Annotated in this window: 22 protein-coding genes and 6 tRNA genes; 18 read left to right on the top strand and 10 right to left on the bottom strand. The window is 66.7% G+C overall.

The annotated features are described in order from the left end of the window. Positions 1 to 35 precede the first annotated feature (35 nt). Positions 36 to 689, top strand: a complete 654-nt coding sequence (gene plsY, locus ACSQ3Y_RS21695) for a glycerol-3-phosphate 1-O-acyltransferase PlsY (RefSeq protein WP_436178843.1) — start codon at positions 36 to 38, stop codon at positions 687 to 689. A 50-nt stretch (positions 690 to 739) separates the two neighbouring features. Here the strand turns inward: plsY and ACSQ3Y_RS21690 are convergent, their stop codons facing one another. The 3 genes from ACSQ3Y_RS21690 to ACSQ3Y_RS21680 are packed head-to-tail and all read right to left on the bottom strand — an operon-like array spanning position 740 to position 2,965. Further along, complete coding sequence (locus tag ACSQ3Y_RS21690) at positions 740 to 1,774, bottom strand: HD-GYP domain-containing protein (RefSeq protein WP_305743310.1); 1,035 nt, start codon at positions 1,772 to 1,774, stop codon at positions 740 to 742. Between the two features lie 26 nt (positions 1,775 to 1,800). Next, positions 1,801 to 2,454 (bottom strand): retropepsin-like aspartic protease family protein, encoded by a 654-nt coding sequence (locus ACSQ3Y_RS21685; protein ID WP_436178842.1) that lies wholly within the window; start codon positions 2,452 to 2,454, stop codon positions 1,801 to 1,803. A gap of 25 nt (positions 2,455 to 2,479) precedes the next feature. Then, entirely contained in the window at positions 2,480 to 2,965 is a 486-nt protein-coding gene (locus tag ACSQ3Y_RS21680; RefSeq protein ID WP_008906652.1) for a YajQ family cyclic di-GMP-binding protein, read from the bottom strand. A 73-nt stretch (positions 2,966 to 3,038) separates the two neighbouring features. On the opposite strand from ACSQ3Y_RS21680, the gene murB reads away from it, so the two are divergent. Then, a complete protein-coding gene (gene murB / locus ACSQ3Y_RS21675; RefSeq protein ID WP_436178841.1) occupies positions 3,039 to 4,112 on the top strand; it encodes a UDP-N-acetylmuramate dehydrogenase in 1,074 nt (357 codons plus the stop codon). A gap of 71 nt (positions 4,113 to 4,183) precedes the next feature. On the opposite strand, the gene argG is transcribed toward murB, so the two are convergent. The 4 genes from argG to ACSQ3Y_RS21655 all read right to left on the bottom strand — a co-directional run bounded on the left by argG (position 4,184) and on the right by ACSQ3Y_RS21655 (position 7,237). After that, positions 4,184 to 5,524: an argininosuccinate synthase gene (gene argG, locus ACSQ3Y_RS21670; protein ID WP_436178840.1), complete on the bottom strand. Its 1,341-nt coding sequence runs from the start codon at positions 5,522 to 5,524 to the stop codon at positions 4,184 to 4,186. A 23-nt stretch (positions 5,525 to 5,547) separates the two neighbouring features. Continuing rightward, entirely contained in the window at positions 5,548 to 5,865 is a 318-nt protein-coding gene (locus ACSQ3Y_RS21665) for a pyrimidine/purine nucleoside phosphorylase (RefSeq protein WP_428000295.1), read from the bottom strand. Between the two features lie 212 nt (positions 5,866 to 6,077). Further along, on the bottom strand, positions 6,078 to 6,701 hold the full coding sequence (locus ACSQ3Y_RS21660) for a glycine zipper 2TM domain-containing protein (RefSeq protein WP_436178839.1): 624 nt from the start codon (positions 6,699 to 6,701) through the stop codon (positions 6,078 to 6,080). A gap of 146 nt (positions 6,702 to 6,847) precedes the next feature. Further along, on the bottom strand, positions 6,848 to 7,237 hold the full coding sequence (locus ACSQ3Y_RS21655; protein ID WP_436178838.1) for an arsenate reductase: 390 nt from the start codon (positions 7,235 to 7,237) through the stop codon (positions 6,848 to 6,850). Between the two features lie 57 nt (positions 7,238 to 7,294). Between ACSQ3Y_RS21655 and folC the strand changes: the two genes are divergently transcribed. From folC to ACSQ3Y_RS21600, 11 genes are all read left to right on the top strand, one after another. Next, positions 7,295 to 8,623 (top strand): bifunctional tetrahydrofolate synthase/dihydrofolate synthase, encoded by a 1,329-nt coding sequence (folC, locus tag ACSQ3Y_RS21650; protein WP_436178837.1) that lies wholly within the window; start codon positions 7,295 to 7,297, stop codon positions 8,621 to 8,623. Positions 8,624 to 8,647: 24 nt separating this feature from the next. Further along, positions 8,648 to 9,538, top strand: a complete 891-nt coding sequence (locus ACSQ3Y_RS21645; RefSeq protein WP_428000298.1) for an SPOR domain-containing protein — start codon at positions 8,648 to 8,650, stop codon at positions 9,536 to 9,538. Positions 9,539 to 9,561: 23 nt separating this feature from the next. Beyond that, on the top strand, positions 9,562 to 10,050 hold the full coding sequence (locus ACSQ3Y_RS21640; protein ID WP_436180154.1) for a CvpA family protein: 489 nt from the start codon (positions 9,562 to 9,564) through the stop codon (positions 10,048 to 10,050). A 72-nt stretch (positions 10,051 to 10,122) separates the two neighbouring features. Further along, positions 10,123 to 11,628, top strand: coding sequence for an amidophosphoribosyltransferase (gene purF, locus ACSQ3Y_RS21635; protein ID WP_436178836.1), 1,506 nt, complete (start codon positions 10,123 to 10,125; stop codon positions 11,626 to 11,628). Positions 11,629 to 11,843: 215 nt separating this feature from the next. Further along, complete coding sequence (gene gltX / locus ACSQ3Y_RS21630; RefSeq protein ID WP_057203596.1) at positions 11,844 to 13,268, top strand: glutamate--tRNA ligase; 1,425 nt, start codon at positions 11,844 to 11,846, stop codon at positions 13,266 to 13,268. Between the two features lie 99 nt (positions 13,269 to 13,367). Continuing rightward, positions 13,368 to 13,443 (top strand) — tRNA-Ala (locus ACSQ3Y_RS21625). A 36-nt stretch (positions 13,444 to 13,479) separates the two neighbouring features. Continuing rightward, positions 13,480 to 13,555: transfer RNA gene (locus tag ACSQ3Y_RS21620), tRNA-Glu, on the top strand. 58 nt (positions 13,556 to 13,613) lie between these two features. Continuing rightward, positions 13,614 to 13,690: transfer RNA gene (locus ACSQ3Y_RS21615), tRNA-Asp, on the top strand. Positions 13,691 to 13,735: 45 nt separating this feature from the next. After that, positions 13,736 to 13,811: transfer RNA gene (locus tag ACSQ3Y_RS21610), tRNA-Ala, on the top strand. A gap of 40 nt (positions 13,812 to 13,851) precedes the next feature. Further along, positions 13,852 to 13,927, top strand: a tRNA-Glu gene (locus ACSQ3Y_RS21605). Between the two features lie 52 nt (positions 13,928 to 13,979). Beyond that, positions 13,980 to 14,056 (top strand) — tRNA-Asp (locus ACSQ3Y_RS21600). Positions 14,057 to 14,214: 158 nt separating this feature from the next. Here the strand turns inward: ACSQ3Y_RS21600 and ACSQ3Y_RS21595 are convergent. The 3 genes from ACSQ3Y_RS21595 to ACSQ3Y_RS21585 all read right to left on the bottom strand — a co-directional run bounded on the left by ACSQ3Y_RS21595 (position 14,215) and on the right by ACSQ3Y_RS21585 (position 16,801). Continuing rightward, positions 14,215 to 15,099, bottom strand: coding sequence for a helix-turn-helix transcriptional regulator (locus ACSQ3Y_RS21595; protein ID WP_436178835.1), 885 nt, complete (start codon positions 15,097 to 15,099; stop codon positions 14,215 to 14,217). A 12-nt stretch (positions 15,100 to 15,111) separates the two neighbouring features. Beyond that, positions 15,112 to 15,747, bottom strand: coding sequence for a YbhB/YbcL family Raf kinase inhibitor-like protein (locus tag ACSQ3Y_RS21590; RefSeq protein ID WP_436178834.1), 636 nt, complete (start codon positions 15,745 to 15,747; stop codon positions 15,112 to 15,114). Positions 15,748 to 15,892: 145 nt separating this feature from the next. After that, a complete protein-coding gene (locus ACSQ3Y_RS21585; protein WP_436178833.1) occupies positions 15,893 to 16,801 on the bottom strand; it encodes a LysR family transcriptional regulator in 909 nt (302 codons plus the stop codon). A gap of 118 nt (positions 16,802 to 16,919) precedes the next feature. On the opposite strand from ACSQ3Y_RS21585, the gene ACSQ3Y_RS21580 reads away from it, so the two are divergent. The 5 genes from ACSQ3Y_RS21580 (at position 16,920) to paoC (ending at position 23,046) form a co-directional block, all read left to right on the top strand. Further along, a complete protein-coding gene (locus tag ACSQ3Y_RS21580) occupies positions 16,920 to 17,900 on the top strand; it encodes a Bug family tripartite tricarboxylate transporter substrate binding protein (RefSeq protein ID WP_436178832.1) in 981 nt (326 codons plus the stop codon). Positions 17,901 to 17,909: 9 nt separating this feature from the next. Beyond that, positions 17,910 to 19,112, top strand: coding sequence for a serine hydrolase domain-containing protein (locus ACSQ3Y_RS21575; protein ID WP_436178831.1), 1,203 nt, complete (start codon positions 17,910 to 17,912; stop codon positions 19,110 to 19,112). Between the two features lie 119 nt (positions 19,113 to 19,231). Beyond that, positions 19,232 to 19,888, top strand: coding sequence for an aldehyde dehydrogenase iron-sulfur subunit PaoA (gene paoA / locus ACSQ3Y_RS21570; RefSeq protein WP_436178830.1), 657 nt, complete (start codon positions 19,232 to 19,234; stop codon positions 19,886 to 19,888). Next, a complete protein-coding gene (locus ACSQ3Y_RS21565; protein ID WP_436178829.1) occupies positions 19,885 to 20,835 on the top strand; it encodes an FAD binding domain-containing protein in 951 nt (316 codons plus the stop codon). Before paoA ends, ACSQ3Y_RS21565 begins: the two co-directional genes overlap by 4 nt. 3 nt (positions 20,836 to 20,838) lie before the next feature. Next, positions 20,839 to 23,046 carry an aldehyde oxidoreductase molybdenum-binding subunit PaoC gene (gene paoC, locus ACSQ3Y_RS21560; protein ID WP_436178828.1) on the top strand — a complete coding sequence of 736 codons (2,208 nt, stop codon included), beginning with the start codon at positions 20,839 to 20,841 and terminating at the stop codon, positions 23,044 to 23,046.

Here is a 23,046-nt window from a genome sequence, read left to right as displayed (position 1 = left end):
GCCCGCCGTGCGCACCCCCATTCCAAGGAGCTGATTTGACCGCCGTGTACCCCCTTCTGGCCACCGTAGCCGCCTATCTGCTCGGCTCGCTGTCGTTTGCCGTGATCGTGACGCGCGCCATGGGCATGCGCGACCCGCGCACCTATGGCAGCAAGAACCCTGGCGCCACCAACGTGCTGCGTTCGGGCAGCAAGGTGGCGGCCGTCGTCACGCTGGTGCTCGATGCCGTGAAGGGCTGGCTCCCGGTGGCCCTGGTGGCCTGGTTCGGCAAGCCCTACGGGATGGAGGAGGGCACCATGGCCATGGTGGGCCTGGCTGCTTTCCTCGGCCACCTGTGGCCGGTGTTCTTCCGGTTCGAAGGTGGCAAGGGCGTGGCCACGGCGCTGGGCGTGCTGCTGGGCGTGAGCGGCTGGCTGGGCCTGGCCACGGCGGTCACCTGGGTGATCATCGCCTTCTTCTTTCGCTATTCGTCGCTGGCCTCGCTGGTGGCGGCGGTGTTCGCGCCGGTGTACTACCTGCTGGCCGATGGCGTGGTCTGGAATGCCGACGGGCGCATTGCGGCCGCCATGGCCGTGATGGCCCTGCTGCTGGCCTGGCGCCACAAGGAGAACATCAAGCGCCTGCTGGAGGGCAAGGAATCGCGCCTGGGCAGCAGCAAGGTGGTCAAGGCCAAGGGCGCCAAGGGCTGAGCCCTTCACGATCGCGAAGCCCGCAGCCCGGTGGGCTGCTCTGCAACGGATCAGCGCGTTCCGAGGGATGCGGGTGCCGTGATGAGCGAGCGCATGCTCGAGATGCGCTGCGCCGCATACAGGCCCAGGCGCACCATGGTGCGGTGGTTGAGCTCCACCTTCACCGCGGAGCGGGCCACGGCCGACTGGATGCGCGGCTTGCCGCTGGCCGTCTGGTACAGGTTGGGCAGGTTCTGCTGCTGGCCCACAGGGTCGAGCAGGCTGGCCACCAGCGGGTAGTTGGCCTTTTCGCTGCGGCGCAGCACGATGGCCACCTCGCCGTTGTCCAGCCGCACAAAGGTGCCGGGCGGGCACAGGCCGATGGAGCGCACCAGCGTATAGCTGACCTCGTCGCGCTGGTCCACCTCCTGGCCCACGATGGCGCGCACCGAATCGGTGGCACTGCGCCCCGCGCGCGATTTGCGCGGGCTGATCATGGCCGCGTAGCGGTCGATGGTGCCCAGGATGCGCGTGAGGCGGTCCTCGGGGTTCTGCTGGGCCAGGGGAACCTGGTCGGCCATGTTGGTGTGGTGCTGGCCCACGACCTCGAGCCACAGCGGGTCGTTCACGAACAAACGCTCCAGCAGGGCCTGGCTCTCCTCAGGGTGGCTGCGGATGGCTTCCTGCTGCACGTTGCTGGGGCGCTCGCGCTGTTCGGCCAGTTCGTCCTGCAGCGCGGTCATGCCGATGTTCATGGTGAGCGCGGCGCGCACCAGGCTGTCGCGTTCGCTCTGCACCAGGCGCAGGTCCTGCGCCATGATGTGGCACAAGGTGCCGCAGACCAGCGCGTGCGCTGCGCTGTAGCCCACCGACGAGGTGGACGCCAACTGAAACATCAGGTACAGCGCCGCATCGATGTCGTGCGCCACCAGGTCCTGCAGCCACAGGTCGAAACTGCGCACCTTGCCCGGAAAATCCTGCACCTGCAGCGGCTTGGACAGCAGCACCGACAGCGCCGACTCCAGGTCCGACCACAGGCCGAGCAAGTCCTCGTACTCGCCCTCATGGGGACTGCTGTTGCTGGGCAGGTGGGTGGTGGCGTTCATGGCGGTGTTGGTGGGGCCACGTCTGCTCAGTGGCGCTTTTCCAGCACCATCTGGTCGTTGGTGCGGGTCATCTGGAACTGCGTCAGAAAGCTGTTGCCCAGCAGCACGAAGGGCATGCCCTCGGGCATGATGACCGCCGTCACACCGAGCACTTCCACATCGCCCAGGCGCACGGAATTGAGGCGCACACGCCAGCCGGTGGCAGAGCCGTTGGCCGTGCTCATGATCACTTTCTGGCTGTCGTCGACCTTGATGCCCATGCGCTCCGCATCGGGCCTGCCGATGGCGACCACGGACGCGCCGGTGTCCACCATGTACTTCATCTGCTTGCCGTTGATGGTGCCGGTGTTGACGAAGTGGCCCTGATTGTCGGCCATCAGCACGATGCGCTTGCCGCTGCCGCTGGAGCCCAGCGCCACAGGGGACTCACCCAGCCTGAGCAGCCGGCGGGTGCCCTGGACTTCCACCGTGGCCTCATCGCGTGTCACCGACAGCACCTTCACGCCCTGGTGCGTCTCGCCCGGTCCGACGGCGCGCGGTGCGCTGCCATCGACCACCAGCAGCGCCTTGCTGCCGAGCACGCCGGCCAGGGCGATGGACTGGTCGGCGGCCACCGCAGGCAGCGCAAGGGCCAGGCCGGCCGCCAGGGCCAGGGAGATCGCAGTGCGAAGGGCTTGCATGGAGGTCGAGGCCGCGCAGGTCCGTTCAGTCGCGGAAATTGTCGAACGACAGGGGCACGTCGGTCACGTCCTTGCGGATCAGTGCCATGGCGGCCTGCAGGTCGTCGCGCTTGGCGCCGGTGATGCGCACCTTGTCCTCCTGGATGGCGGCCTGCACCTTGAGCTTGCTTTCCTTCATGAGCTTCTGGATCTTCTTGGCCAGCTCGCTTTCGATGCCGTTGCGCACTTTGATGACCTGCTTGACCTTGTCGCCGCCCATTTTCTGCACGTCGCCCATGTCCAGGAAGCGCACGTCCACATTGCGCTTGGTGAGCTTGTTGCGCAGCACGTCTTCGATCTGGGTGAGCTGGAAGTCCGCGTCGCCGATCAGCGTGATGTCCTTGTCCTTGATCTCGATGCTGGCCGACGTGCCTTTGAAGTCGAAACGGGTGCCGATTTCCTTGGCGGTGTTCTCGACCGCGTTCTTCACTTCGACCAGGTTGGCTTCGCAGACGGTGTCAAAAGATGGCATGGTGGTGGTTCTCTCTCTCGGGAATACGGTTTTCGCCGCAGCGCCAGGATGCGCGGGTGCGACAATCGGGTCAATGGTAGTCGAGAAAAACGCCCCTTTGCAGCCCTGCAACACCTTCGGCATTGCGGCACGCGCCCAAACCCTGGTGCGCGTGCGCTCGGCCGATGATATTTCGGCCTTCCTGGCCGATAGAGAACTGTCTGGCAGCCCGGTCTTTGTGCTGGGCGGCGGCAGCAACATCATTCTGACCGGTGACGTGCGCCCCGTGGTGCTCAAGATGGAGATCAAGGGCCTGCGCCTGGTCGATGAAACCCCCAAGGCCTTCATCGTCGAGGCCGGTGCCGGCGAGGTCTGGCACGACTGCGTGGCCTGGACCCTCGCGCAGGGCTATCCGGGCCTGGAAAACCTGGCGCTGATCCCCGGCACCGTGGGGGCATCGCCAGTGCAGAACATCGGCGCCTATGGCGTGGAACTGCAGGACCGCTTCGAGTCGCTGGACGCGATGGACCTGGCCACTGGCGAGCGCTTTACGCTCAACGCCGCACAGTGCGCCTTCGGCTACCGCGACTCGGTGTTCAAGCACGCCCCTTCGCAACCCGAGGTGGCCGGTGGCCTGCCGCGCGGCATGGGCCTGGCCGGGCGCGCGGTGATCACGCATGTGCGGTTCCGACTTCCGCGCCCCTGGAAGCCGGTGCTGGGCTACGTGGAGCTGGAGCGCCGCAGGGCCGAGGCTGGCATCGACCATCCCACGGCGCAGCAGATGTTCGACTGGGTGTGCGATATCCGCCGCGCCAAGCTGCCCGACCCCGCCGTGGTGGGCAATGCCGGCAGTTTCTTCAAGAACCCCACGGTATCGCCCGAGCAGTGCGCCGACATCATCGCGCGCGAGCCCAAGATCGTGCACTACCCCATGCCCGATGGCAGCATCAAGCTGGCCGCCGGCTGGCTCATCGATGCCTGCGGCTGGAAGGGTAAGTCCATCGGCAAGGCCGGCGTGTACGAAAAGCAGGCCCTGGTGCTGGTCAACCGCGGGCGCGGTGCCCACAGCGTGACCGGCGGCGAGGTGATGACCCTGGCCAAGGCCATCCAGACCAGCGTGTACGAGCGCTTTGGCATCCGGCTGGAGCCTGAGCCGGTGGTTGTATAGGCCGCTTCTGTTCGCCCCCCAATGCAAGAAAGCCACCCGAGGGTGGCTTTCTTCATGGTGCGGGAGCGGTGTTACTCGCTGCGCTCGTCGTTCAGTTGCGCCAGGGCGGCATTGCCACCCAGCGACAGCAGGCCGCTGCGTGCGTACACGCCCAGCTTGGCGCGCGTGTCGATGATGTCCAGGTTGCGCATGGTCAGCTGGCCGATGCGGTCGGCCGGCGAGAACGGCGCGTCTTCGACCTTTTCCATGCTCAGGCGCTCGGGCGCGTAGGTCAGGTTGGGCGATTCGGTGTTCAGCAGCGAATAGTCGTTGCCGCGGCGCAGCTCCAGCGTCACGGTGCCGGTGATGGCGCGCGCCACCCAGCGCTGGGCAGTGTCGCGCAGCATGATGGCCTGGGGGTCGAACCAGCGGCCCTGGTAGAGCAGGCGGCCGAGCTTGAGGCCGTTCAGGCGGTACTGCTCGATCGTGTCCTCGTTGTGGATGCCGGTCACCAGGCGCTCGTAGGCGATGTGCAGCAGCGCCAGGCCGGGGGCCTCGTAGATGCCGCGGCTCTTGGCCTCGATGATGCGGTTCTCGATCTGGTCGCTCATGCCCAGGCCGTGGCGCCCGCCGATGCGGTTGGCCTCCAGGATCAGGGCCACGGGGTCGCTGAACTCCACGCCGTTCAGGGCCACGGGCTGGCCTTCCTCGAAGCGCACCGAGACTTCCTCGGATTGGACCTGCACGTCGTCCTTCCAGAACGCGACGCCCATGATGGGGTTCACGATGCGGATGCCGCTGTTCAGGAACTCCAGGTCCTTGGCTTCGTGCGTGGCACCCAGCATGTTGCTGTCGGTGCTGTAGGCCTTCTCGGCGCTCATCTTGTAGCCGAAACCTTCCTTGGTCATGAAGGCCGACATCTCGGCACGGCCACCGAGCTCGTCGATGAACAGCTGGTCCAGCCAGGGCTTGTAGATCTTGAGCGATGGGTTGGTCAGCAGGCCGTAGCGGTAAAAGCGCTCGATGTCATTGCCCTTGAAGGTCGAGCCATCGCCCCAGATGTGGACGTCGTCTTCCTTCATGGCGGCCACCAGCATGGTGCCGGTGACGGCACGGCCCAGCGGCGTGGTGTTGAAGTAGGTGACACCGGCGGTGCTGATGTGGAAGGCCCCGGCCTGCAGGGCGGCAATGCCCTCGTGCGCCAGCTGCGTGCGGCAGTCCACCAGGCGGGCCTTTTCGGCGCCGTATTCCATGGCCTTGGCGGGGATGGCGTCGTAGTCGGGTTCGTCGGGCTGGCCCAGGTTGGCCGTGTAGGCGTAGGGCACGGCGCCCTTGTTCTTCATCCAGCGCAGCGCGGCGCTGGTGTCGAGGCCGCCGGAGAAGGCGATGCCGACCTTCTCGTTGAGGGGCAGGTTCTGGAGGATGGTGGCCATGTCGTTCAGTGCTTTCTGGCGGCTCAGCCGAAGTGGCAGATGTAGTGGTAGGCGCTCGCGACGCGGATCTCGAACTTGGAGTTGCCGGGCACGCTGAACTTCTCGCCTGCGGCGGACCTGACCCAGGCGTCGGTGCCGTCGAGCTTGTATTCGCACTCGCCGCCCACGCATTCCATGATCTCGGGCGCGCCGGTGTTGAAGGTCAGCGAGGCGGGCAGCACCACGCCCACCGACTTCTTCGTGCCATCGGGGAAGGTGATGTTGTGGCTCACGCACTTGCCGTCGAAGTACACATTGGCCTGGGTGGTGACGGACACGCCGTCGATTTTTTCGGTGGTCATGGATGCGCGTTGGTTAGAGGGAAACCCCTGATTTTAGGCCACCATGCCGCATGGAAGCTTTCGATACGGCGCAGGGCAAAAAAAAGAGCCCCGAAGGGCTCTTTGGAGGACTGGACACCAGGGGAGGGCGGCCGTCAACGGCAATGGTCACTGGGCCGGCAGCGTGTTCATGCCGCCAGCTGCCTGGGCTGCCCGCCAAAACTCAGCGGTTTTTAGCGCCAGTAGGGATTGCGCGGGTGGTGGTACGAGCGGTCGTAGCCGTACTCGATCACCGTGACCGGGGGCGTCACGTAGGTGGGGGGCGGTGCCGGGTAGGTCGAGGTGACCACGCCGGGCTGGGCATAGCCCTGCTGGTACGAGGGCTCGGTGGAGTAGGTCTGGCCCGGCTGCACGCTCACGGGGATCCAGCGGCCCGGGTCGTACTGGGTGCGGGTGGTGTACTGGCGGCCTGCATATTCGTAGGTCACGTTGTAGCCCACGGTGCGGTTCTCGTAGTAGGTCTGGTTCTGGCAGCGCTGCACGTTTTCGTACTGCGGCTGGCCGCCCTCGATGTTGTTGCCCAGCACGGCACCACCGATCAGGCCCAGTGCCGTAGCCGCCGCGCGGCCACTGCCCTTGCCGATCTGGTTGCCGACGGCACCGCCAGCAATGGCGCCAATCACTGCGCCGCCACCCGTGGTGCGGTTGCCGCTGTACACGGTTTCGTTGTTGCATACCTGCTGGGGCACGGCCACCTGCTGGACGATGGGGGTGGTTGAGAGCACGCGGCCCTGTTCCTGGGCTGTGGCCAGGGAGGCAATGGCTGCCATGGCGGAAAAAACGACGATCTTTTTCATGGAGAAACTCCTTTCAGGTCGGTACATAACGCACCAGACTGTTGAAAAGTTTAGGCGCTACCCGTCAATACCGGGTGGGCAGGCCGTAAAACTGCGTAAAGATTTGTGCAATATCTCCGGTTTCAGTGCACGCAATCCCTGCGATGTCAGCTGTTGGAGCCCGCTGAGCCCCATTCGTTCCAGGTTTCGGGCACAAAGCCGACCGAAATACGGGTGGTGCCGCCCTGCACCCACTCCACCACAGGGCGTTTGACCACGCTGGGCTGGGCCTGCAGCAGGGCGCTGGCGCTGGCGTCGTCGGTCACGGCGGCCTGGGTGTCTGCGTCGAGCTTGCGCCAGGTGGTGCCTTGGCGGTTGACGAGCTTGTCACGCCCCGCAGCTGCCAGCCAGCCGGGCAGACGGTCGGCCGGCACGCCTTGCTTCTTGAAATCGTGGAACACGTAGGCCAGGCCCTGGTCGGTGAACCAGGTGCGCGACTTCTTGACGGTATCGCAGTTGGGAATGCCGTAGAGGGTGATGGTGCGTGCTGTTGTCATGGGCAATAGGGCGGCAGGATGTGGGCGGTGGCAGGCTCGGCGACAATCGCGGGCTGTATGCACACCAATAATATCGACACCCTGGAAGGCTGGCTGCAGCACTGCGAGCGCCTGCACCCGCACAACATCGACATGGGCCTGGACCGCGTCAGCGAAGTGGCCCGCCGCATGGCGCTGCGCTTCGACTGCCCGGTGATCACCGTGGCGGGCACCAACGGCAAGGGATCCACCTGCGCCATGCTGGAGGCCGTGGGCCTGCAGTCGGGCTACCGCACGGGGGTCTACACCTCGCCGCACCTGGTGCATTTCGAGGAGCGCTGCCGCGTGCACGGCGAAATCGTGGCCGCCGCCGACCTGGTGCCGCACTTCGCGGCGGTGGAGGCCGCCCGGGTGCAGGGCGGAGAGGCCATCTCGCTGACCTACTTCGAGTTCAGCACCCTGGCCATCCTGCGGCTCATGAGCCAGGCGCGCCTGGACCTGGCGATCCTGGAAGTGGGCCTGGGCGGGCGGCTCGACGCCACCAACATCATCGACGCCGACTGCGCCATCATCACCAGCATTGACATCGACCACACCGAATTCCTGGGCAAGGACCGCGAAAGCATCGGTCGCGAGAAGGCCGGCATCATGCGCACCGGCCGCCCGGTGATCGTGAGCGACCCCATGGCCCCGCAGAGCGTGGTGGACCATGCCACCGAGATCGGCGCCGACCTGTGGCGCTCGGGCCGCGACTTCAATGTCTCGGGCGACAAGCAGCAGTGGAGTTGGGCCGGGCGCGGGCGCCGCTACGCAGGCCTGGCCTACCCCTCGTTGCGCGGCGCCAACCAACTGGTGAATGCCGCCGGCGTGCTGGCCGCCTTCGAGGCGCTGCGCGACCGCATTCCCGTCACGGCCCAGGCCGTGCGCACCGGCATGGCCATGGTGGAGCTGCCCGGGCGCTTCCAGATCGTGCCTGGCGAGCCCACGCTGGTGCTGGACGTGGCGCACAACCCGCATTCGGTGGCGGCCCTCACGGCCAACCTGGATGCGATGGGCTTCTTCCCCACCACGCACGCCGTGTTCGGCGCCATGGCGGACAAGGACCTGGCCACCATGCTGGCCAAGGTGGGCCCGCTGGTGGACCGCTGGTACTTCACCAGCCTGCCCACGGCGCGGGCCGAGACGGGGGCGGCGCTGCAGCAGAAGTGGAACGCCCTGCAGATGGTGGCCGGCGGGCGCCGCGAGGTGGCCACCAGCGTGCACCAAGACCCCATGCAGGCACTGCAGGCCGCCGTGGTGGCGGCAGGGCCCGCTGATAGAATCGTGGTCTTTGGCTCGTTCTACACGGTGGGCGGGGTATTGATCAACGGCACCCCCCGCCTGCACGCCAAACATCTGGGCGCGTAAGCACCCCGCACGAGTCGCAACTCCATGGCATTTTTCAAGTTTCGGTGGCCCGGTCAGAGTGAACCCGCACCGGCCGACAAGCCGGCCAAGCGCTCGCGCGCAGCGCCCCCGGCCGAAAGCATCGAAGCGATGCGCCGGCGTGCGCGCCACCGCCTGATCGGCGCGGCCGTGCTGGTGGCCCTGGGGGTGGTGGGATTTCCGCTGCTGTTCGATACCCAGCCGCGCCCCATTGCGGTGGACATTCCCATCGAGATCCCCGACCGCAACAAGACCGCGCCCGTGGTGGTGCCCGCACCCGCTGCCGCGCAGGCCCCATCGCCTGCACCGGCCTCTGCGGCCGTGGCACGCCCAGCGGCACCGGCCACGCCCTCCGGCAGCCGCACTGCGGTGGGCCAGGCCAGCGCAGGCAATGGCCTGAGCGAGGGCGAGGAGATCATCGCCAGCCCCAAGCCCGCGATGGTGCCCAAGCCGCCCGTGGTGGCCGCCGCGCCCAAGCCAGAGCACAAGCCCGAACCGAAACCGGAGCCGAAACCCGAGCCCAAGCCGGCAGTGGTGGCGGCTGCGCCAGCGCCCGCCCCGGCGGTGCCGGCGCGTGCCAACGACGAGGCCGCCCGCGCCCGTGCCCTGCTGGAGGGCCGCACTGCGGCGCCGGCCGCTGCCGCCGTGGCTTCGGCCAGCTCTGAGGATGCCCGTTTCATCGTGCAGGTGGGCGCGTTTGCAGACGCGGACAAGGCCCGCGAGGCGCGCACCAAGGTGGAGCGCTCCGGCCTCAAGACCTTCGTGCAGGTGGTGGATACCAAGGACGGCAAGCGCACCCGGGTGCGCGTGGGCCCCTTCAACAACCGGGCCGATGCGGACAAGGCCGCTGGCAAGATCCGCGCGCTGGAACTGTCGGCATCGGTGCTGACGCTCTGATGCCGGAGCAGGCTGCGCCGGTGATGGCCGCGCTGGACTGGGTTTTCGTGGCCGTGCTCCTGGCCTCCATGCTGATGGGGGCCTGGCGCGGCCTGGTGTATGAAGTGCTGTCCCTGGTGGGATGGGCGGTGGCGTTTTTTGTGGCGCAGTGGCTGGCCGACGATATGGCGGCCTTGCTGCCCATGGGCGAATCGGCCGCGGGCCTGCGCTATGCGGCGGGCTTTGCCCTGGTGTTCATCGGTGCGGTGTTTGCGTGCGGATTCGTGGCGTGGCTGGTCAAGAAGCTGGTGGAGTCCATCGGCCTGCGCCCGGTGGACCGCACGCTGGGTGCGGCCTTCGGGGTGCTGCGGGGCATGGTGCTGCTGCTGGCCGTGGCCGTGGTGGCGGGGCTCACGCCCCTGCACGAGGCTGCGTGGTGGCAGGAATCGCGGGGTGCACCGGTATTGACCCAGGTGCTCGAAGGGTTGAAACCGGCGCTTCCGGAAGAATTTACGAGGCACTTGCCTTCGTGAGGCGGCAACGGCCAGAAGCTGTTGTCGTGGGTTTGCAGCGGGGATGTTCCCGCAAACGGATGGAAACGAACTATGTGTGGAATCGTCGGCGTCGTCAGTACCGCGCCCGTCAATCAGCTTATCTATGACGCCTTGCTGCTGCTGCAGCACCGGGGTCAGGATGCCGCCGGCATCGTGACCCAGCAGGGCCGCAAGTTCTTCATGCACAAGGCCAAGGGCATGGTGCGCGACGTGTTCCGCACTCGCAACATGCGGGCTTTGCCTGGCACTGTGGGCCTGGGCCAGGTGCGCTACCCCACCGCCGGCAACGCCTACAGCGAAGAAGAGGCGCAGCCCTTCTACGTGAACGCGCCGTTCGGCCTGGTGCTGGTGCACAACGGCAACCTGACCAATGCCCAGACGCTGCGCACAGAGCTGTTCCAGACCGACCACCGCCACACCAACACCGACAGCGACTCGGAAGTGCTGCTCAACGTGTTCGCGCACGAACTCGAGCGCGCCACCGCAGGCGTACCGCTGCGGCCCGAAAATGTGTTCGACGCTGTGCGTGCCGTGCACAAGCGCATCAAGGGCTCGTACGCCGTGATCGCCATGATCGCCGGCCACGGCCTGCTGGCCTTCCGCGACCCGCATGGCATCCGCCCGCTGGCCATTGGCCGCAGCGCGGACGGCAACGTCATGGTGGGCAGCGAATCGGTGGCGCTGGAAGGCACCTCGCACGTGTTCGAGCGCAATGTCGAACCCGGCGAGGCCGTGTTCATCACGCTCGACGGCACCGTGCATTCGGCCCAGTGCGCCGAGAACCCGCAGCTCAACCCCTGCATCTTCGAGTTCGTGTACCTGGCACGCCCCGATTCGGTGCTCGACGGCATCTCGGTCTACCAGGCCCGCCTGAACCTGGGCGAGGCCCTGGCCAAGCGCGTGGTCTCCACCGTGCCGCCGAACCAGATCGACGTGATCATCCCGATCCCCGAATCGAGCCGCCCCAGCGCCACGCAACTGGCGCACCTGCTGGGCGTTCCGTACCGCGAGGGCTTCGTGAAGAACCGCTACGTGGGCCGCACCTTCATCATGCCGGGGCAGGGCGTGCGCAAGAAGTCCGTGCGCCAGAAGCTCAACGTGATCGCCAGCGAGTTCAAGGGCCGCAACGTGCTGCTGGTGGACGATTCCATCGTGCGCGGCACCACCTCGCGCGAAATCGTGCAGATGGCGCGCGACGCCGGTGCCCGCAACGTCTACCTGGCCAGCGCCGCGCCGCCAGTGCGCTACCCCAACGTGTACGGCATCGACATGCCCACCAGCAGCGAGCTGGTGGCCCATGGCCGCACGGTGGAAGAGATCCGCCAGGTCATCGGCTGCGACGCCCTGATCTACCAGGACGTGGACGGCATGAAGCGCGCCATCGGCTCGCTCAACAAGGCCATCGTTGGCTTTGACGCGTCGTGCTTTGACGGCACCTATGTGACCGGTGACATCACCGCCGAAGACATCGCGCGCCTGAACGAAGGCCGCGTGGGCGTGGAAGAGAACGAGGAAGACACTTCGCGCCTGGCGCTCCCCAACGCTCAAGACGCCTGAGCGCGCTGAATGCAGCCTCGGGCGAGGCTGCATTCCTGCTTGGCAGCCATTCGTGGGCGCACCGATCAAACGGGGCGCCCATGCCGTTTGAGGAGCGCGGAACCGGGGCGCAACCCCGGAGCCTGTGGCGCGGCACTTATCATTACCGGCATTGACCGCCGCCTTCGCGCCTGCCTTTACCGCGGCAGGGCAGGGCGGTCCACCCAGCAAGACCTATGACCGACCAGAACAACACCCCCGCCACCGGCCGCGTGCGCACGCGCTTTGCGCCATCGCCCACCGGCTTCATCCACCTGGGCAACATCCGCTCGGCCCTGTACCCCTGGGCCTTCGCGCGTGCCATGGGCGGCGACTTCATCCTGCGCATCGAAGACACGGACGTGGAGCGCTCCAGCCAGGTTGCGGTGGACGTGATTCTGGAAAGCATGGAATGGCTGAGCATGCAGCCCGATGAGGGCCCGTTCTACCAGATGCAGCGCATGGACCGCTACCGCGCCGTGCTCGAAGACCTCAAGGCCACCGGCCTGGTCTACCCCTGCTACATGGGCATCGCCGAGCTCGATGCCCTGCGCGAAGCGCAGATGGCCGCCAAGGAAAAGCCGCGCTACGACGGCACCTGGCGCCCCGAGGCCGGCAAGACCCTGCCGCCCATCCCCGAAGGCGTACAGCCGGTGCTGCGCTTCAAGAACCCGCAGGGCGGCGTGGTCGCCTGGGACGACAAGGTCAAGGGCCGCATCGAGATCAGCAACGACGAGCTCGACGACCTGGTGATCGCGCGCCCCGATGGCACGCCTACCTACAACTTCTGCGTGGTGGTGGACGACATCGACATGGCCATCACCCACGTGATCCGCGGTGACGACCATGTGAACAACACACCGCGCCAGATCAACATCTTCCGCGCGCTGGGCAAGGAGCCGCCGGTGTACGCCCACCTGCCTACCGTGTTGAACGAGCAGGGCGAGAAGATGAGCAAGCGCAACGGCGCCAAGCCCGTCACCCAGTACCGCGACGAGGGCTACCTGCCCGACGCCATGGTCAACTACCTGGCCCGCCTGGGCTGGAGCCATGGCGACGACGAGATCTTCAGCCGCCAGCAGTTTCTGGAATGGTTCAACCTCGACCACCTGGGGCGCAGCGCTGCCCAGTTCGACGAGGCCAAGCTGCGCTGGGTGAACGCCCAGCACCTGAAGGCCATGGACGACGAGGCCCTGGCTGCCCTGGTGTCGGCCCTGCTGCAAAAGCGCGGCGTGGCCGCAGCCGAGCTGGCTGATGGCCGCCTGCCCCGCATCTGCGCACTGTTCAAGGACCGCTGCGACACCACGGTGGCCCTGGCCGACTGGGCCCAGGTGTTCTATGGCGACGTGACTCCCAACGAAGCCGAGCGCGCCCAGCATGTGACCGAGGCCATCGCCCCCGCCATCGATGCGTTGGCTGCAGCACTGGCCACTTGCGAGTGGAACAAGGCTGCGATCAGCGCCGCCTTCAAGCAGGTGCTGGCTGCACAGGGCCTGAAGATGCCCCAACTGGCCATGCCCGTGCGTGTGCTGACGGTCGGAACGGCGCATACTCCATCGGTCGATGCGGTGCTGGAATTGGTTGGACGCGAAAAAGTTGGCGTTCGTTTGCAAAACCGCTAAAAACCTGTCTATAATTCAAGGCTCTGATGAAGACGACATACACAGTGTGAATGAAGTCTGAAAAGAGTGGTTGAAAAGAGATTTTCGGCCACTTCAAGTGGGGGTATAGCTCAGCTGGGAGAGCGCTTGCATGGCATGCAAGAGGTCATCGGTTCGATCCCGTTTACCTCCACCACTTACATCGGAAACGGTTCGCAAGTTCCAAGGTTTTGACCCTATCGTCTAGAGGCCTAGGACATCACCCTTTCACGGTGAGTACCGGGGTTCGAATCCCCGTAGGGTCGCCAAGTTGTAGCGCTTGGCTTGTGTGGTGGCAACACCGCTGCAAGCGAAAGCTGCCTGCCAGGAGTGGTAGTTCAGTTGGTTAGAATACCGGCCTGTCACGCCGGGGGTCGCGGGTTCGAGTCCCGTCCACTCCGCCAGTTTATTGCCGTTGTGTGTCGCGTTGGTGGCGCACAGGGGTTTGTGGGGGTATAGCTCAGCTGGGAGAGCGCTTGCATGGCATGCAAGAGGTCATCGGTTCGATCCCGTTTACCTCCACCACGGTTTGTTGAGTCAGTCAGTGAGTTGGTTCCAAGGTTTTGACCCTATCGTCTAGAGGCCTAGGACATCACCCTTTCACGGTGAGTACCGGGGTTCGAATCCCCGTAGGGTCGCCAAGTTGTAGCGCTTGGCCTGTGTCACAAAGATGCAGGCGAAAGCTATCTACCAGGAGTGGTAGTTCAGTTGGTTAGAATACCGGCCTGTCACGCCGGGGGTCGCGGGTTCGAGTCCCGTCCACTCCGCCATCATTAAAGGGTTACGTCAGCAATGGCGTAACCCTTTTTTCTTTTCTCGCGCGGCTTGGGTATTAATCCGGCTAGATCGCGCGGCCGCGCTGGCTGGTATTCAAGCTGCGTTGTCGCTGATTTACCGATAAGCTGTTTTCGGGGGAGGGGGCTCCGGTTCAGCGAACGGATGAGGGCAGGTAGCCGAAGCGCGCGCGAAAGCGCTCGGCAAAGCGCGCACGCGACTGGTAGCCCGAGGCCTGCGCGATGAGCGGGATGCTCCACGACGTGGTCTGCACCAGCATCATCGCGTGGTGCATGCGCACATCAACCAGCAGATTGTCAAAGCGCTCGCGCTCGTTCGCAAGGCGCCTGCGCAGCGTGGCTTCGCTCATGGCGAGCGCACGCCCGGCCTCATGGGCTGTCCAGCGCCTCTCGGGTGCCTCGCCAATCAGGGTGCGCAGACGTCCGGCGGTGCTGTGCTGCGCGCTTGGCGCAAAGACATGGCCGCGTTCAGCCAAGGCTGCAAGCAGGTCCATCAGCCGGTACTGGAGCCGCTCATCGCCCACGCGCTGCACCTCGACGCTGGCATGCACGTGCCGCAAGGTCGAGGCGAGGTCGTCGTCCAGTAGCAGTTGCCGAAACGGGGCTGGGTGCGGCTGCCGGTCCGCTGGGGCGGGTGAGCGGGCGCGATGGAATGCCTCCAGCAGCGGGGAGGCGAGCGTCAAGAGGATCGAGCGAAAGCGCTGTTCGCTGCCACCTGGTGTCTTCACGAGGTCCGCGCGGGTGTTGGGCTCGACGAGCAGCAGCGATGCCGGTGAGTCCACTGCCTCCTGTGCAACGCCGGCGTCGAGATCAAGCCGGCCTGCCGTCACCAGCACCACCGCAGCCTCGTGGAACACGAAACGCGGCGTGTGCTGCGGCTGTTTCAGGCAGGGCTGCGCCAGCGTGCACAGACTGCGCCGCAGCACAGGCGCACCCGATGGGAACTGCCAGGGCACGGACGTGCCGCTGGCTCCTTGCAGCGAGCGTGTGCCGGTAGCAAAGACCTGCGTGGGCGCCATTGGGCCTGTCGATCAGCCCACCGACACCGCAGGATTGAGGCTGTACAGCCCCATGATGCTGGCCTGGCCCAGCACCGGGGCCGCGGCCAGCGCCGCGCGCACGCTGGCGCCCGTCAACGGGCCCGCGACCGCGAGTGTCGGCGTGGCCAGGGCATAGACCGTGAAGATGTAGTGGTGCACCAGTGTGTCGTTCCACGGTGGGCAGGGGCCGTCGTAGCCGTGGTAGTCGCCCTTCATCTGTTCGTCGCCCGCGAACCAGCCGGTGTAATCGTTGATGCCGTGGCGCGCACCGCCGGGTGCGGCAGGGCCGGGTTTGCCGCGCGGCGTCACCCCGTCGGAATGGCTGCCCGCCGCGATCTGCCGGGTATCGGCCGGCAGGTCGAGCAGCAGCCAGTGGAAGAAGTCCACGCGCGGCAGCGCTGCGGGCACTTCGCGGCCCTCCTGGTTCACGTCGTCGCCGCGGCTGGGCACGTCCGGGTCGTGGCAGACCACCACGAACGACTGGGTGCCCTCGGGCACTCCGCTCCAGGCGAGGTGCGGGTTGCGGTTGGATGACAGCGCGACGTGCGTGGCGGCGTCGGGCACCGCGAACGCGAATTCGCCAGGGATCGCCTGGCCGTCTTGAAAACTTTGGCTGGTGAGTTGCATGGCTTGTGTCCTGTGTTGGGGGTGAAGGATGGGTGTTGGCGAATTCTAGGGACATGCCGCGCCGGTGACGTCCCAGAGCCAATTAAATGGACTCCCGATCCGCTCAATGTGACGATATTTGAGCCTTTGCGTGGTGGCCGTGCCGTCAGCGGTCGTGCATCCGCTCTGCGCAAAACTCCCGCACCACCTTCAAGGCAGGGGGCTCGGTGACGCCTTCCAGCGTGACGAAGGCAAACTGCGAAGTCAGCCGCAGCGGGCGGCTCAGCCGCAGTTCCGCCAGTTCGCCCCGGTCGATGGGCGCGCGTGCGACTTCGATGGCGCCCAGGAACACGGCGTCGGTGGTGCGCACCACTTCGAGCAGGCAGGCCGCCTCGTCTGACTGGAGCTGGATGGCTTCGTTGAAGTGCACGGACTGGCCGAAATGGGCATTGAGGCTTTGCACCGCCTCGTCGCTCAGGCCCGTGCCACTGGCGGCCAGCGGGTACTGGCGCAACTGGGCGAACGACACCTGCGCGGCTCCCTGCAGCGGATGGCCGCTGCGGCAGACGAAGCCCAGGCGCATTTCCGGGAACAGGGCCACGTTGAGGTCGTCGTACGGGGGCAGGGAGCGCCGGTGGATCACCAGCGCATCCAGGCCCCGGGCGCGCAGGCTCTGCAACTGCAGCTCTGCTGGGCCGCTGGAGAGCTGCACCTTGATGCGCGGGTGGTGCGCAAGCATGTGCTGCAGCAGCGGCACGGCCAGCATCGTCGTGGGTGCGGGGCCCAGGCCCAGCTTCACGGTGCCGATCTGCAGGTCCGCCAGCAGGCTGGCACTGCGCTTGAGCTCTGACAGCTCCAGCCCGATGCGCCGGGCGCGCGCAGCGACCAGAACACCGAGCGGCGTGAGCTCCTTGCGCTTGCCGGCGCGCTCGATGAGCGGGGCACCCAGCTCGTCTTCCATGGCCAGGATGCTGCGGCTGAGTGCAGGCTGCGTGAGGTGCAGCTGCTCGGCCGCCCGGCTGAACGAGCCGGTTTCGGCGACGGCGAGCAAGTGCTCGAACTGCTGGAGATTCATGGCGACGGCTGTGGTTTATATGAGAAATGGTAATGCAATTTCAAATAATTATGCATTGGACGGCATGGTTTGCGCTGCTTAGCATTGCCCTGCAATCAACTCAATGCGAAGGCGATCCATGGTTTCACATCCTCTTCTCGCAAGCCTGGCGATGGGCCTTTGCGCTCTGGCCTCCATGCCGCTGCAGGCCCAGCAGGCCTATCCGTCGAGGGCCATCACCGTGGTCGTGCCGGTGGCCGCGGGCGGTGCCGCAGATGGCCTGGCGCGGGCCTGGGCCGACCATGTGGGCAAATCGCTCGGGCAACCCGTGGTGGTCGACAACAAGCCCGGTGCCAATGGCGGCATTGCGGCCAGCTACGTCGCCAAGCAGCCTGCCAATGGCTACGCCATCCTGTTCGGCAGCACGTCGAACATGTCGCTCAACCGCTTCTCATACAAGACGCTCGCCTACGACCCGGTGAAGGATTTCGATCCGGTGCTGATGCTCGCGGGCACCTCGCAGGTGCTGGTGGCCAACCCGGCATCGGGCATCAAGTCGCTGGAGGACCTCGTCAAGTTGGCCCGGGCCAAGCCCGACTCGCTCAACTACGGCTCCGCCGGCAAGGGCAATTCGACGCACCTCAACGTCGAGTTCCTGGCGCAGCACTATGGCCTGCAGATGACCCACGTGCCCTATAAGGGCGCGGCCCCCGCCATGGTCGGGCTCATGGGCGGCGAGACCCAGGTCACGGCCGATGCCATCACCAGCGTGGTGCCCCAGGCCAAGGGCGGCAAGGTGGTGCCGTTGCTGGTGTTCGGCAGCCAGCGCTCACCGGCCTTGCCAAATGTGCCCACGGTCTACGAAGCCGGGCTCAAGGACTTCCCTGCCGGCGGCTGGTATGGGTTGATGGTGCCCAAGGGCACACCCAGAGAGGTGGTGGCGCTGCTGAATGCCGAGACGAAGAAGTTCTGGGCCGACCCGACCGTCAAGGCCCGCATGGACGCGCTGTTCATGGACCCGCCCACGGCCCTGGGCCCCGAAGCGGTCGCCAGGACCATGCAGGACGAGGCCCTGGTATGGGGTCCGATCATCAAGCGCCTGGGCATCCAGAACGAGTGAGCACCCTTCATGCAGCGCAATACGGTGTCCGACATGCCTTTTTCTCCTTCCATCGACACGGCCCCCACCGCCCAACCCAGGGTGCACCTGCCACGCAGCGAGGACTTCCTGCTCTGGTCGCCCCCCTTGCAGGCCTATGGCTACCGCATCGTGGACCAGCTCTTTGCCACGCGCACCATCCGGCGTGGCCCAGTAGCCAGACCTGTTGTGCGTGGCCGTGAACTGCAGCTGCACTATGCCCACGCGGGCGAGACGCGCACGGTCGAGGACTTCATGGACCGCAACAGCGTGGCCGGCCTGCTCGTGATCCGCGATGGCCAGGTGGTGCTCGAGCGCTATGGCCTGGGCCTGCAGCCGGGTGAGCGCTGGAGCACCATGTCCACCGTGAAGTCGATGACGGCGCTGCTGGTGGGCGCTGCCGTGCGCGATGGCGCCATCGGCAGCGTGGACGACCCGGTGGTGCGCTACCTGCCGCAGATGCAGTCATCCGGCTACGCCGAGGTCACCGTGCGGCAGTTGATGACCATGTCCTCAGGGGTGGCCTGGTCCGAGGTCTACACCGACAAGCAGTCCGACGTGAACCGCTACAGCAAGTCGCTCGCGGACAAGGTGCCGGGCGGGGTGCTGCGCATGCTGCAGGCCCTGCCCCCGCAGCACGCGCCCGGCAGCACCTGGCACTACAACACGGGCGATACCTACCTGCTCGGGTGCGTGCTGTGTGCGGCCACGGGGCAGACCCTGGCCGACTACATGAGCGCCCGCGTATGGCAGCCCTGCGGCATGGAGGACGATGCGTACTACACGCTCGAATCCGAGGGCGGCCAGGAGATCGCGGGCAGCCGCGCGGGTATGTCGCTGCGCGACATGGGGCGGCTGGCGTCGCTGGTCGCGGCGGACGGCGTGCTGGATGGCGCGGCCATCCTGCCCCCGGGTTGGGTGGACACCATGGGCACCCGCGCCTTCGACATCCCCGAGGATTTTCATCCCGCCCGGCGCTCGTTGGGGGTCACGGGCTACGGCTTTGGCTGGTGGCTGACCGATGACGGCGCCATGCTGGCCATGGGCCATTCGGGCCAACGCATCTACATCCACCGCGCCGAAAAGCTAGTGGTGGTGAATCTGGCGGTGTACCCCGAGCCGCGCTATGTGGGCGCACACGAGCACGACCGGGATGCGGAGCTGCACAGCTTCATCCAGGCCTGCAGGGCCTGACCCGCAAGGTCTCTTGGAGAGGGCGGGGCCTGGTCCTACAGAAAATCAGGACACGGCCGCCATGGCGTGGCAGTCTGCAGCGCCCAGCATGCATTGATCCGCCCCCACAGGACAAAAACATGCAACAAGCGACTGCGCTGCCGATTTCCCGGCGCGATTTGCTGATCGTCGGCGCCGCTTCCGGCGCGGCGACAGCCGCCATGCCCGCCGACGCCCAGACACCCGTGGCGTCCCAGCCGCCCGGCGTCACCGTGCCCACCCCCATGTCCAAGGTCACGTTCATCGTGAACAGCCAGCCGCGCGAGCTGGAGGTGGACACCCGTACTACGCTGCTCGACGCGCTGCGCGAGCACCTGCACCTTACCGGTACCAAGAAGGGCTGCGACCATGGCCAGTGCGGTGCCTGCACGGTGATGGTGGATGGCCGGCGCATCAATTCGTGCCTGACCCTGGCTGTCATGCACGAGGGAGCGCAGGTCACCACCGTGGAAGGCCTGGGCACGCCGCGCAACCTGCACCCCATGCAGGCGGCTTTCGTCAAGCACGACGGCTACCAGTGCGGTTATTGCACGCCGGGGCAGATCTGCTCTGCCGTGGGCGTGCTCGACGAGATCCGCCGGGGCATCCCGAGCCACGTGAGCGCCGACCTCACGGCGCGGCCCCTGCTGTCGGCCGATGAACTGCGCGAGCGCATGAGCGGCAACATCTGCCGCTGCGGCGCCTATTCGAACATCGTGGATGCCATCACCGAAGTGGCGGCGGGAGCAAAAGCATGAAGCCCTTCACCTACGAACGCGCCCAGTCCCCCGCAGAGGCGGCCGCCGCCGTCGAACGCGTACCCGGCGCCAGGTTCATCGCGGGCGGCACCAACCTGCTGGACCTGATGAAGCTGCAGATCGAAAACCCCGTGCACCTGGTGGACGTGAACGCCTTGCAGCTCGACGGGATAGAGCCCACGCTCGAAGGCGGCCTGCGCATCGGCGCGCTGGCGCGCAACACCGACCTGGCCGCACACGAGCGCGTGCGGCGCGATTACGCGGTGCTCTCGCGCGCACTGCTGGCCGGTGCCTCGGGCCAGTTGCGCAACAAGGCCACCACGGCCGGAAACCTGCTGCAGCGCACGCGATGCCCGTATTTCTACGATACCCACATGCCCTGCAACAAGCGCCAGCCGGGCAGCGGCTGCAGCGCCATCGGCGGGGTCACACGCCAGCATGCGGTGGTTGGCACCAGCGCGGCCTGCATCGCCACGCACCCGAGCGACATGGCCGTGGCCCTGCGCGTGCTCGACGCCACGGTGGAGACCGTGCGCGGCGATGGCCGCACGCGCGTGATTCCCATCGCCGACTTCCACCGCCTGCCCGGCACCACCCCGCATGTGGAGACGGTGCTGGCCCCGGGTGAGCTCATCACCTCGGTCACGCTGCCCAAGCCCGTGGGCGGCACCCACATCTACCGCAAGGTGCGTGACCGCGCGTCCTATGCGTTTGCGCTCGTTTCGGTGGCGGCCATCGTGAACCGCAACGGCACCGGCCGCATCGCCCTGGGCGGTGTGGCCCACAAGCCCTGGCGCGTGGCGGCCGCCGAGGCCGAGATGCCCCTGGGTGCCAAGGCCGTGGCGGCCAGGCTATTCGCTGGCGCGCAGCCGGCGCACGACAACGCCTTCAAGCTGACGCTGGCCGAGCGGACCATCGCCGCCGTACTGTTGCAGGCAAGGAGCTGAGCCATGAAGTTCGATACCCCCGCCACCACCAACCCCATTGATCAGCTCAAGTTCATTGGCCAGCCCATGGACCGCATCGACGGGCCCATGAAGACCAGCGGCACCGCCCCTTACGCCTACGAGCGCCACGACGCGGTGCAGAACGCCGCCTACGGGGTCGTTGTCGGCGCGGCCGTCGCCAAGGGGCGCATCGAGTCCATGGACCTGCGCGCCGCACAGGCCTCGCCGGGCGTGATCACCATCGTCACGGCGCAGACAGCGGGCAAGCTCGGCAAGGGCCAGTTCAACACTGCCGCCTTGCTCGGCGGCCCCGAGATCGCGCACTACCACCAGGCCATTGCGCTGGTGGTGGCACAGACCTTCGAGCAGGCGCGGGCGGCTGCGCAACTGGTGAAGGTGCAGTACAGCCGCGCCAACGGCCGTTTCGATCTGGCTGCGGCCCGCCCCTCGGCGCACAAGCCGCCCGAACAGGATGGGTCGCCCGCCGACACGCGCAAGGGCAATTTCGAGAAAGCCTTCGATACCGCACCGGTGCAGCACGATGCGACCTACACCACTCCCGACCACTCGCACGCCATGATGGAGCCGCATGCCTCCACGGCGGCGTGGAAGGGCGACAAGCTCACGGTGTGGACCTCCAACCAGATGATCGACTGGAGCGTGGGCGACCTGGCCAAGACGCTCGGCATCCCCAAGGAGAATGTGCGCCTGGTCTCGCCCTTCGTAGGCGGCGGCTTTGGCGGCAAGCTCTTCATCCGTGCCGACGTGTTGCTGGCCGCCCTGGGCGCCAAGGCGGCGCGCCAGCCCGTGAAGGTGGCGCTGCAGCGGCCGCTGGTGGCCAACAACACCACGCACCGGCCCGCCACCATCCAGCGCATCCGCATTGGCGCCGCCAAAAACGGCAAGATCAGCGCCATTGCGCACGAGAGCTGGTCGGGCGATCTGCCGGACGGCAAGCCCGAGACGGCGGTGAACCAGACACGGCTGCTCTACGCCGGCGCCCACCGGCTCACCGCCACGCGCCTGGCCGTGCTCGACCTGCCCGAGGGCAATGCCATGCGCGCGCCCGGCGAAGCCCCTGGGCTGATGGCGCTGGAAATCGCCATGGACGAGATGGCCACCAAGCTCGGCATCGACCCGGTGGAGCTGCGCATCATCAACGACACCCAGGTCGACCCGGAAAAGCCCGAGCGTCCCTTCTCTCAACGCCAGCTGATCGAGTGCCTGCGCACCGGTGCCCAGCGCTTTGGCTGGGGCCAGCGCCGGGCCGAGCCCGGCCAGGTGCGCGATGGCCGCTGGCTGGTGGGCATGGGGGTGGCGGCGGCGTTTCGGAACAACATGGTGATGAAGTCGGGCGCGCGGGTGCGCCTCAACAGCCGAGGCGTGGTGACGGTGGAGACCGACATGACCGACATCGGCACCGGCTCGTACACCATCATCGCGCAGACCGCTGCAGAGATGATGGGCGTGCCCATCCACAAGGTCATGGTGCGCCTGGGCGACTCGGCCTTCCCCGTGTCGGCCGGCTCGGGTGGGCAGTGGGGTGGCAACTCGTCCACTGCCGGCGTGTACGCCGCCTGCGTGAAGCTGCGCGAGGCCGTGGCCCAGAAGCTCGGCGTGCCGGTCGATGGCGCCGTGTTTGCCGACGGCATGGTGCGCTCGGGCGAGCGCTCCGTACCGCTGGCCGAGGCCGCCGTGGGTGGCGAACTGGTGGTAGAGGACAGCATCGAATACGGCGACCTGGACAAGAAGTACCAGCAATCGACCTTCGGCGCGCATTTCGTGGAGGTGGGGGTGGACATGGCCACCGGCGAGATCCGCGTGCGCCGCATGCTGGCGGTGTGCGCCGCCGGCCGCATCCTGAATCCCAAGTCCGCGCGCAGCCAGGTGATCGGCGCCATGACCATGGGCGTGGGCGCGGCGCTGATGGAAGAACTGGCCGTGGACAAGCGCCAGGGCTTCTTCGTGAACCATGACCTGGCAGGCTACGAGGTGCCGGTGCATTCCGACATCCCGCACCAGGAGGTGATCTTCCTGGACGAGACGGACCCGGTCTCCTCGCCCATGAAGGCCAAGGGCGTGGGCGAGTTGGGCCTGTGCGGCGTGGCGGCGGCTGTGGCCAACGCGGTCTTCAACGCCACGGGCGTGCGGGTGCGAGACTACCCCGTCACGCTGGACAAGCTGCTCGACAAGCTGCCTGAAGTGGCCTGA

It is taken from the genome of Acidovorax sp. LjRoot66, assembly GCF_964253305.1.
Taxonomy (GTDB): Bacteria; Pseudomonadota; Gammaproteobacteria; order Burkholderiales; family Burkholderiaceae_C; genus Acidovorax.
This window is presented reverse-complemented; position numbering and strand designations above follow the sequence as displayed.

Excerpts from the sequence above, each read along its gene's own strand:
- ACSQ3Y_RS21595 (WP_436178835.1), bottom strand. The coding sequence starts at position 15,099 with ATGGCGCCCACGCAGGTCTTTGCTACCGGCACACGCTCGCTGCAAGGA.
- argG (WP_436178840.1), bottom strand. The coding sequence starts at position 5,524 with ATGGCCACCATCCTCCAGAACCTGCCCCTCAACGAGAAGGTCGGCATC.
- ACSQ3Y_RS21575 (WP_436178831.1), top strand. The coding sequence starts at position 17,910 with ATGCAGCGCAATACGGTGTCCGACATGCCTTTTTCTCCTTCCATCGAC.
- purF (WP_436178836.1), top strand. The coding sequence starts at position 10,123 with ATGTGTGGAATCGTCGGCGTCGTCAGTACCGCGCCCGTCAATCAGCTT.
- ACSQ3Y_RS21655 (WP_436178838.1), bottom strand. The coding sequence starts at position 7,237 with ATGACAACAGCACGCACCATCACCCTCTACGGCATTCCCAACTGCGAT.
- ACSQ3Y_RS21690 (WP_305743310.1), bottom strand. The coding sequence starts at position 1,774 with ATGAACGCCACCACCCACCTGCCCAGCAACAGCAGTCCCCATGAGGGC.
- paoC (WP_436178828.1), top strand. The coding sequence starts at position 20,839 with ATGAAGTTCGATACCCCCGCCACCACCAACCCCATTGATCAGCTCAAG.
- ACSQ3Y_RS21665 (WP_428000295.1), bottom strand. The coding sequence starts at position 5,865 with ATGACCACCGAAAAAATCGACGGCGTGTCCGTCACCACCCAGGCCAAT.
- ACSQ3Y_RS21565 (WP_436178829.1), top strand. The coding sequence starts at position 19,885 with ATGAAGCCCTTCACCTACGAACGCGCCCAGTCCCCCGCAGAGGCGGCC.
- ACSQ3Y_RS21585 (WP_436178833.1), bottom strand. The coding sequence starts at position 16,801 with ATGAATCTCCAGCAGTTCGAGCACTTGCTCGCCGTCGCCGAAACCGGC.
- ACSQ3Y_RS21685 (WP_436178842.1), bottom strand. The coding sequence starts at position 2,454 with ATGCAAGCCCTTCGCACTGCGATCTCCCTGGCCCTGGCGGCCGGCCTG.
- ACSQ3Y_RS21645 (WP_428000298.1), top strand. The coding sequence starts at position 8,648 with ATGGCATTTTTCAAGTTTCGGTGGCCCGGTCAGAGTGAACCCGCACCG.
- ACSQ3Y_RS21580 (WP_436178832.1), top strand. The coding sequence starts at position 16,920 with ATGGTTTCACATCCTCTTCTCGCAAGCCTGGCGATGGGCCTTTGCGCT.
- murB (WP_436178841.1), top strand. The coding sequence starts at position 3,039 with ATGGTAGTCGAGAAAAACGCCCCTTTGCAGCCCTGCAACACCTTCGGC.
- gltX (WP_057203596.1), top strand. The coding sequence starts at position 11,844 with ATGACCGACCAGAACAACACCCCCGCCACCGGCCGCGTGCGCACGCGC.
- folC (WP_436178837.1), top strand. The coding sequence starts at position 7,295 with ATGCACACCAATAATATCGACACCCTGGAAGGCTGGCTGCAGCACTGC.
- paoA (WP_436178830.1), top strand. The coding sequence starts at position 19,232 with ATGCAACAAGCGACTGCGCTGCCGATTTCCCGGCGCGATTTGCTGATC.
- ACSQ3Y_RS21660 (WP_436178839.1), bottom strand. The coding sequence starts at position 6,701 with ATGAAAAAGATCGTCGTTTTTTCCGCCATGGCAGCCATTGCCTCCCTG.
- ACSQ3Y_RS21680 (WP_008906652.1), bottom strand. The coding sequence starts at position 2,965 with ATGCCATCTTTTGACACCGTCTGCGAAGCCAACCTGGTCGAAGTGAAG.
- ACSQ3Y_RS21640 (WP_436180154.1), top strand. The coding sequence starts at position 9,562 with ATGGCCGCGCTGGACTGGGTTTTCGTGGCCGTGCTCCTGGCCTCCATG.
- ACSQ3Y_RS21590 (WP_436178834.1), bottom strand. The coding sequence starts at position 15,747 with ATGCAACTCACCAGCCAAAGTTTTCAAGACGGCCAGGCGATCCCTGGC.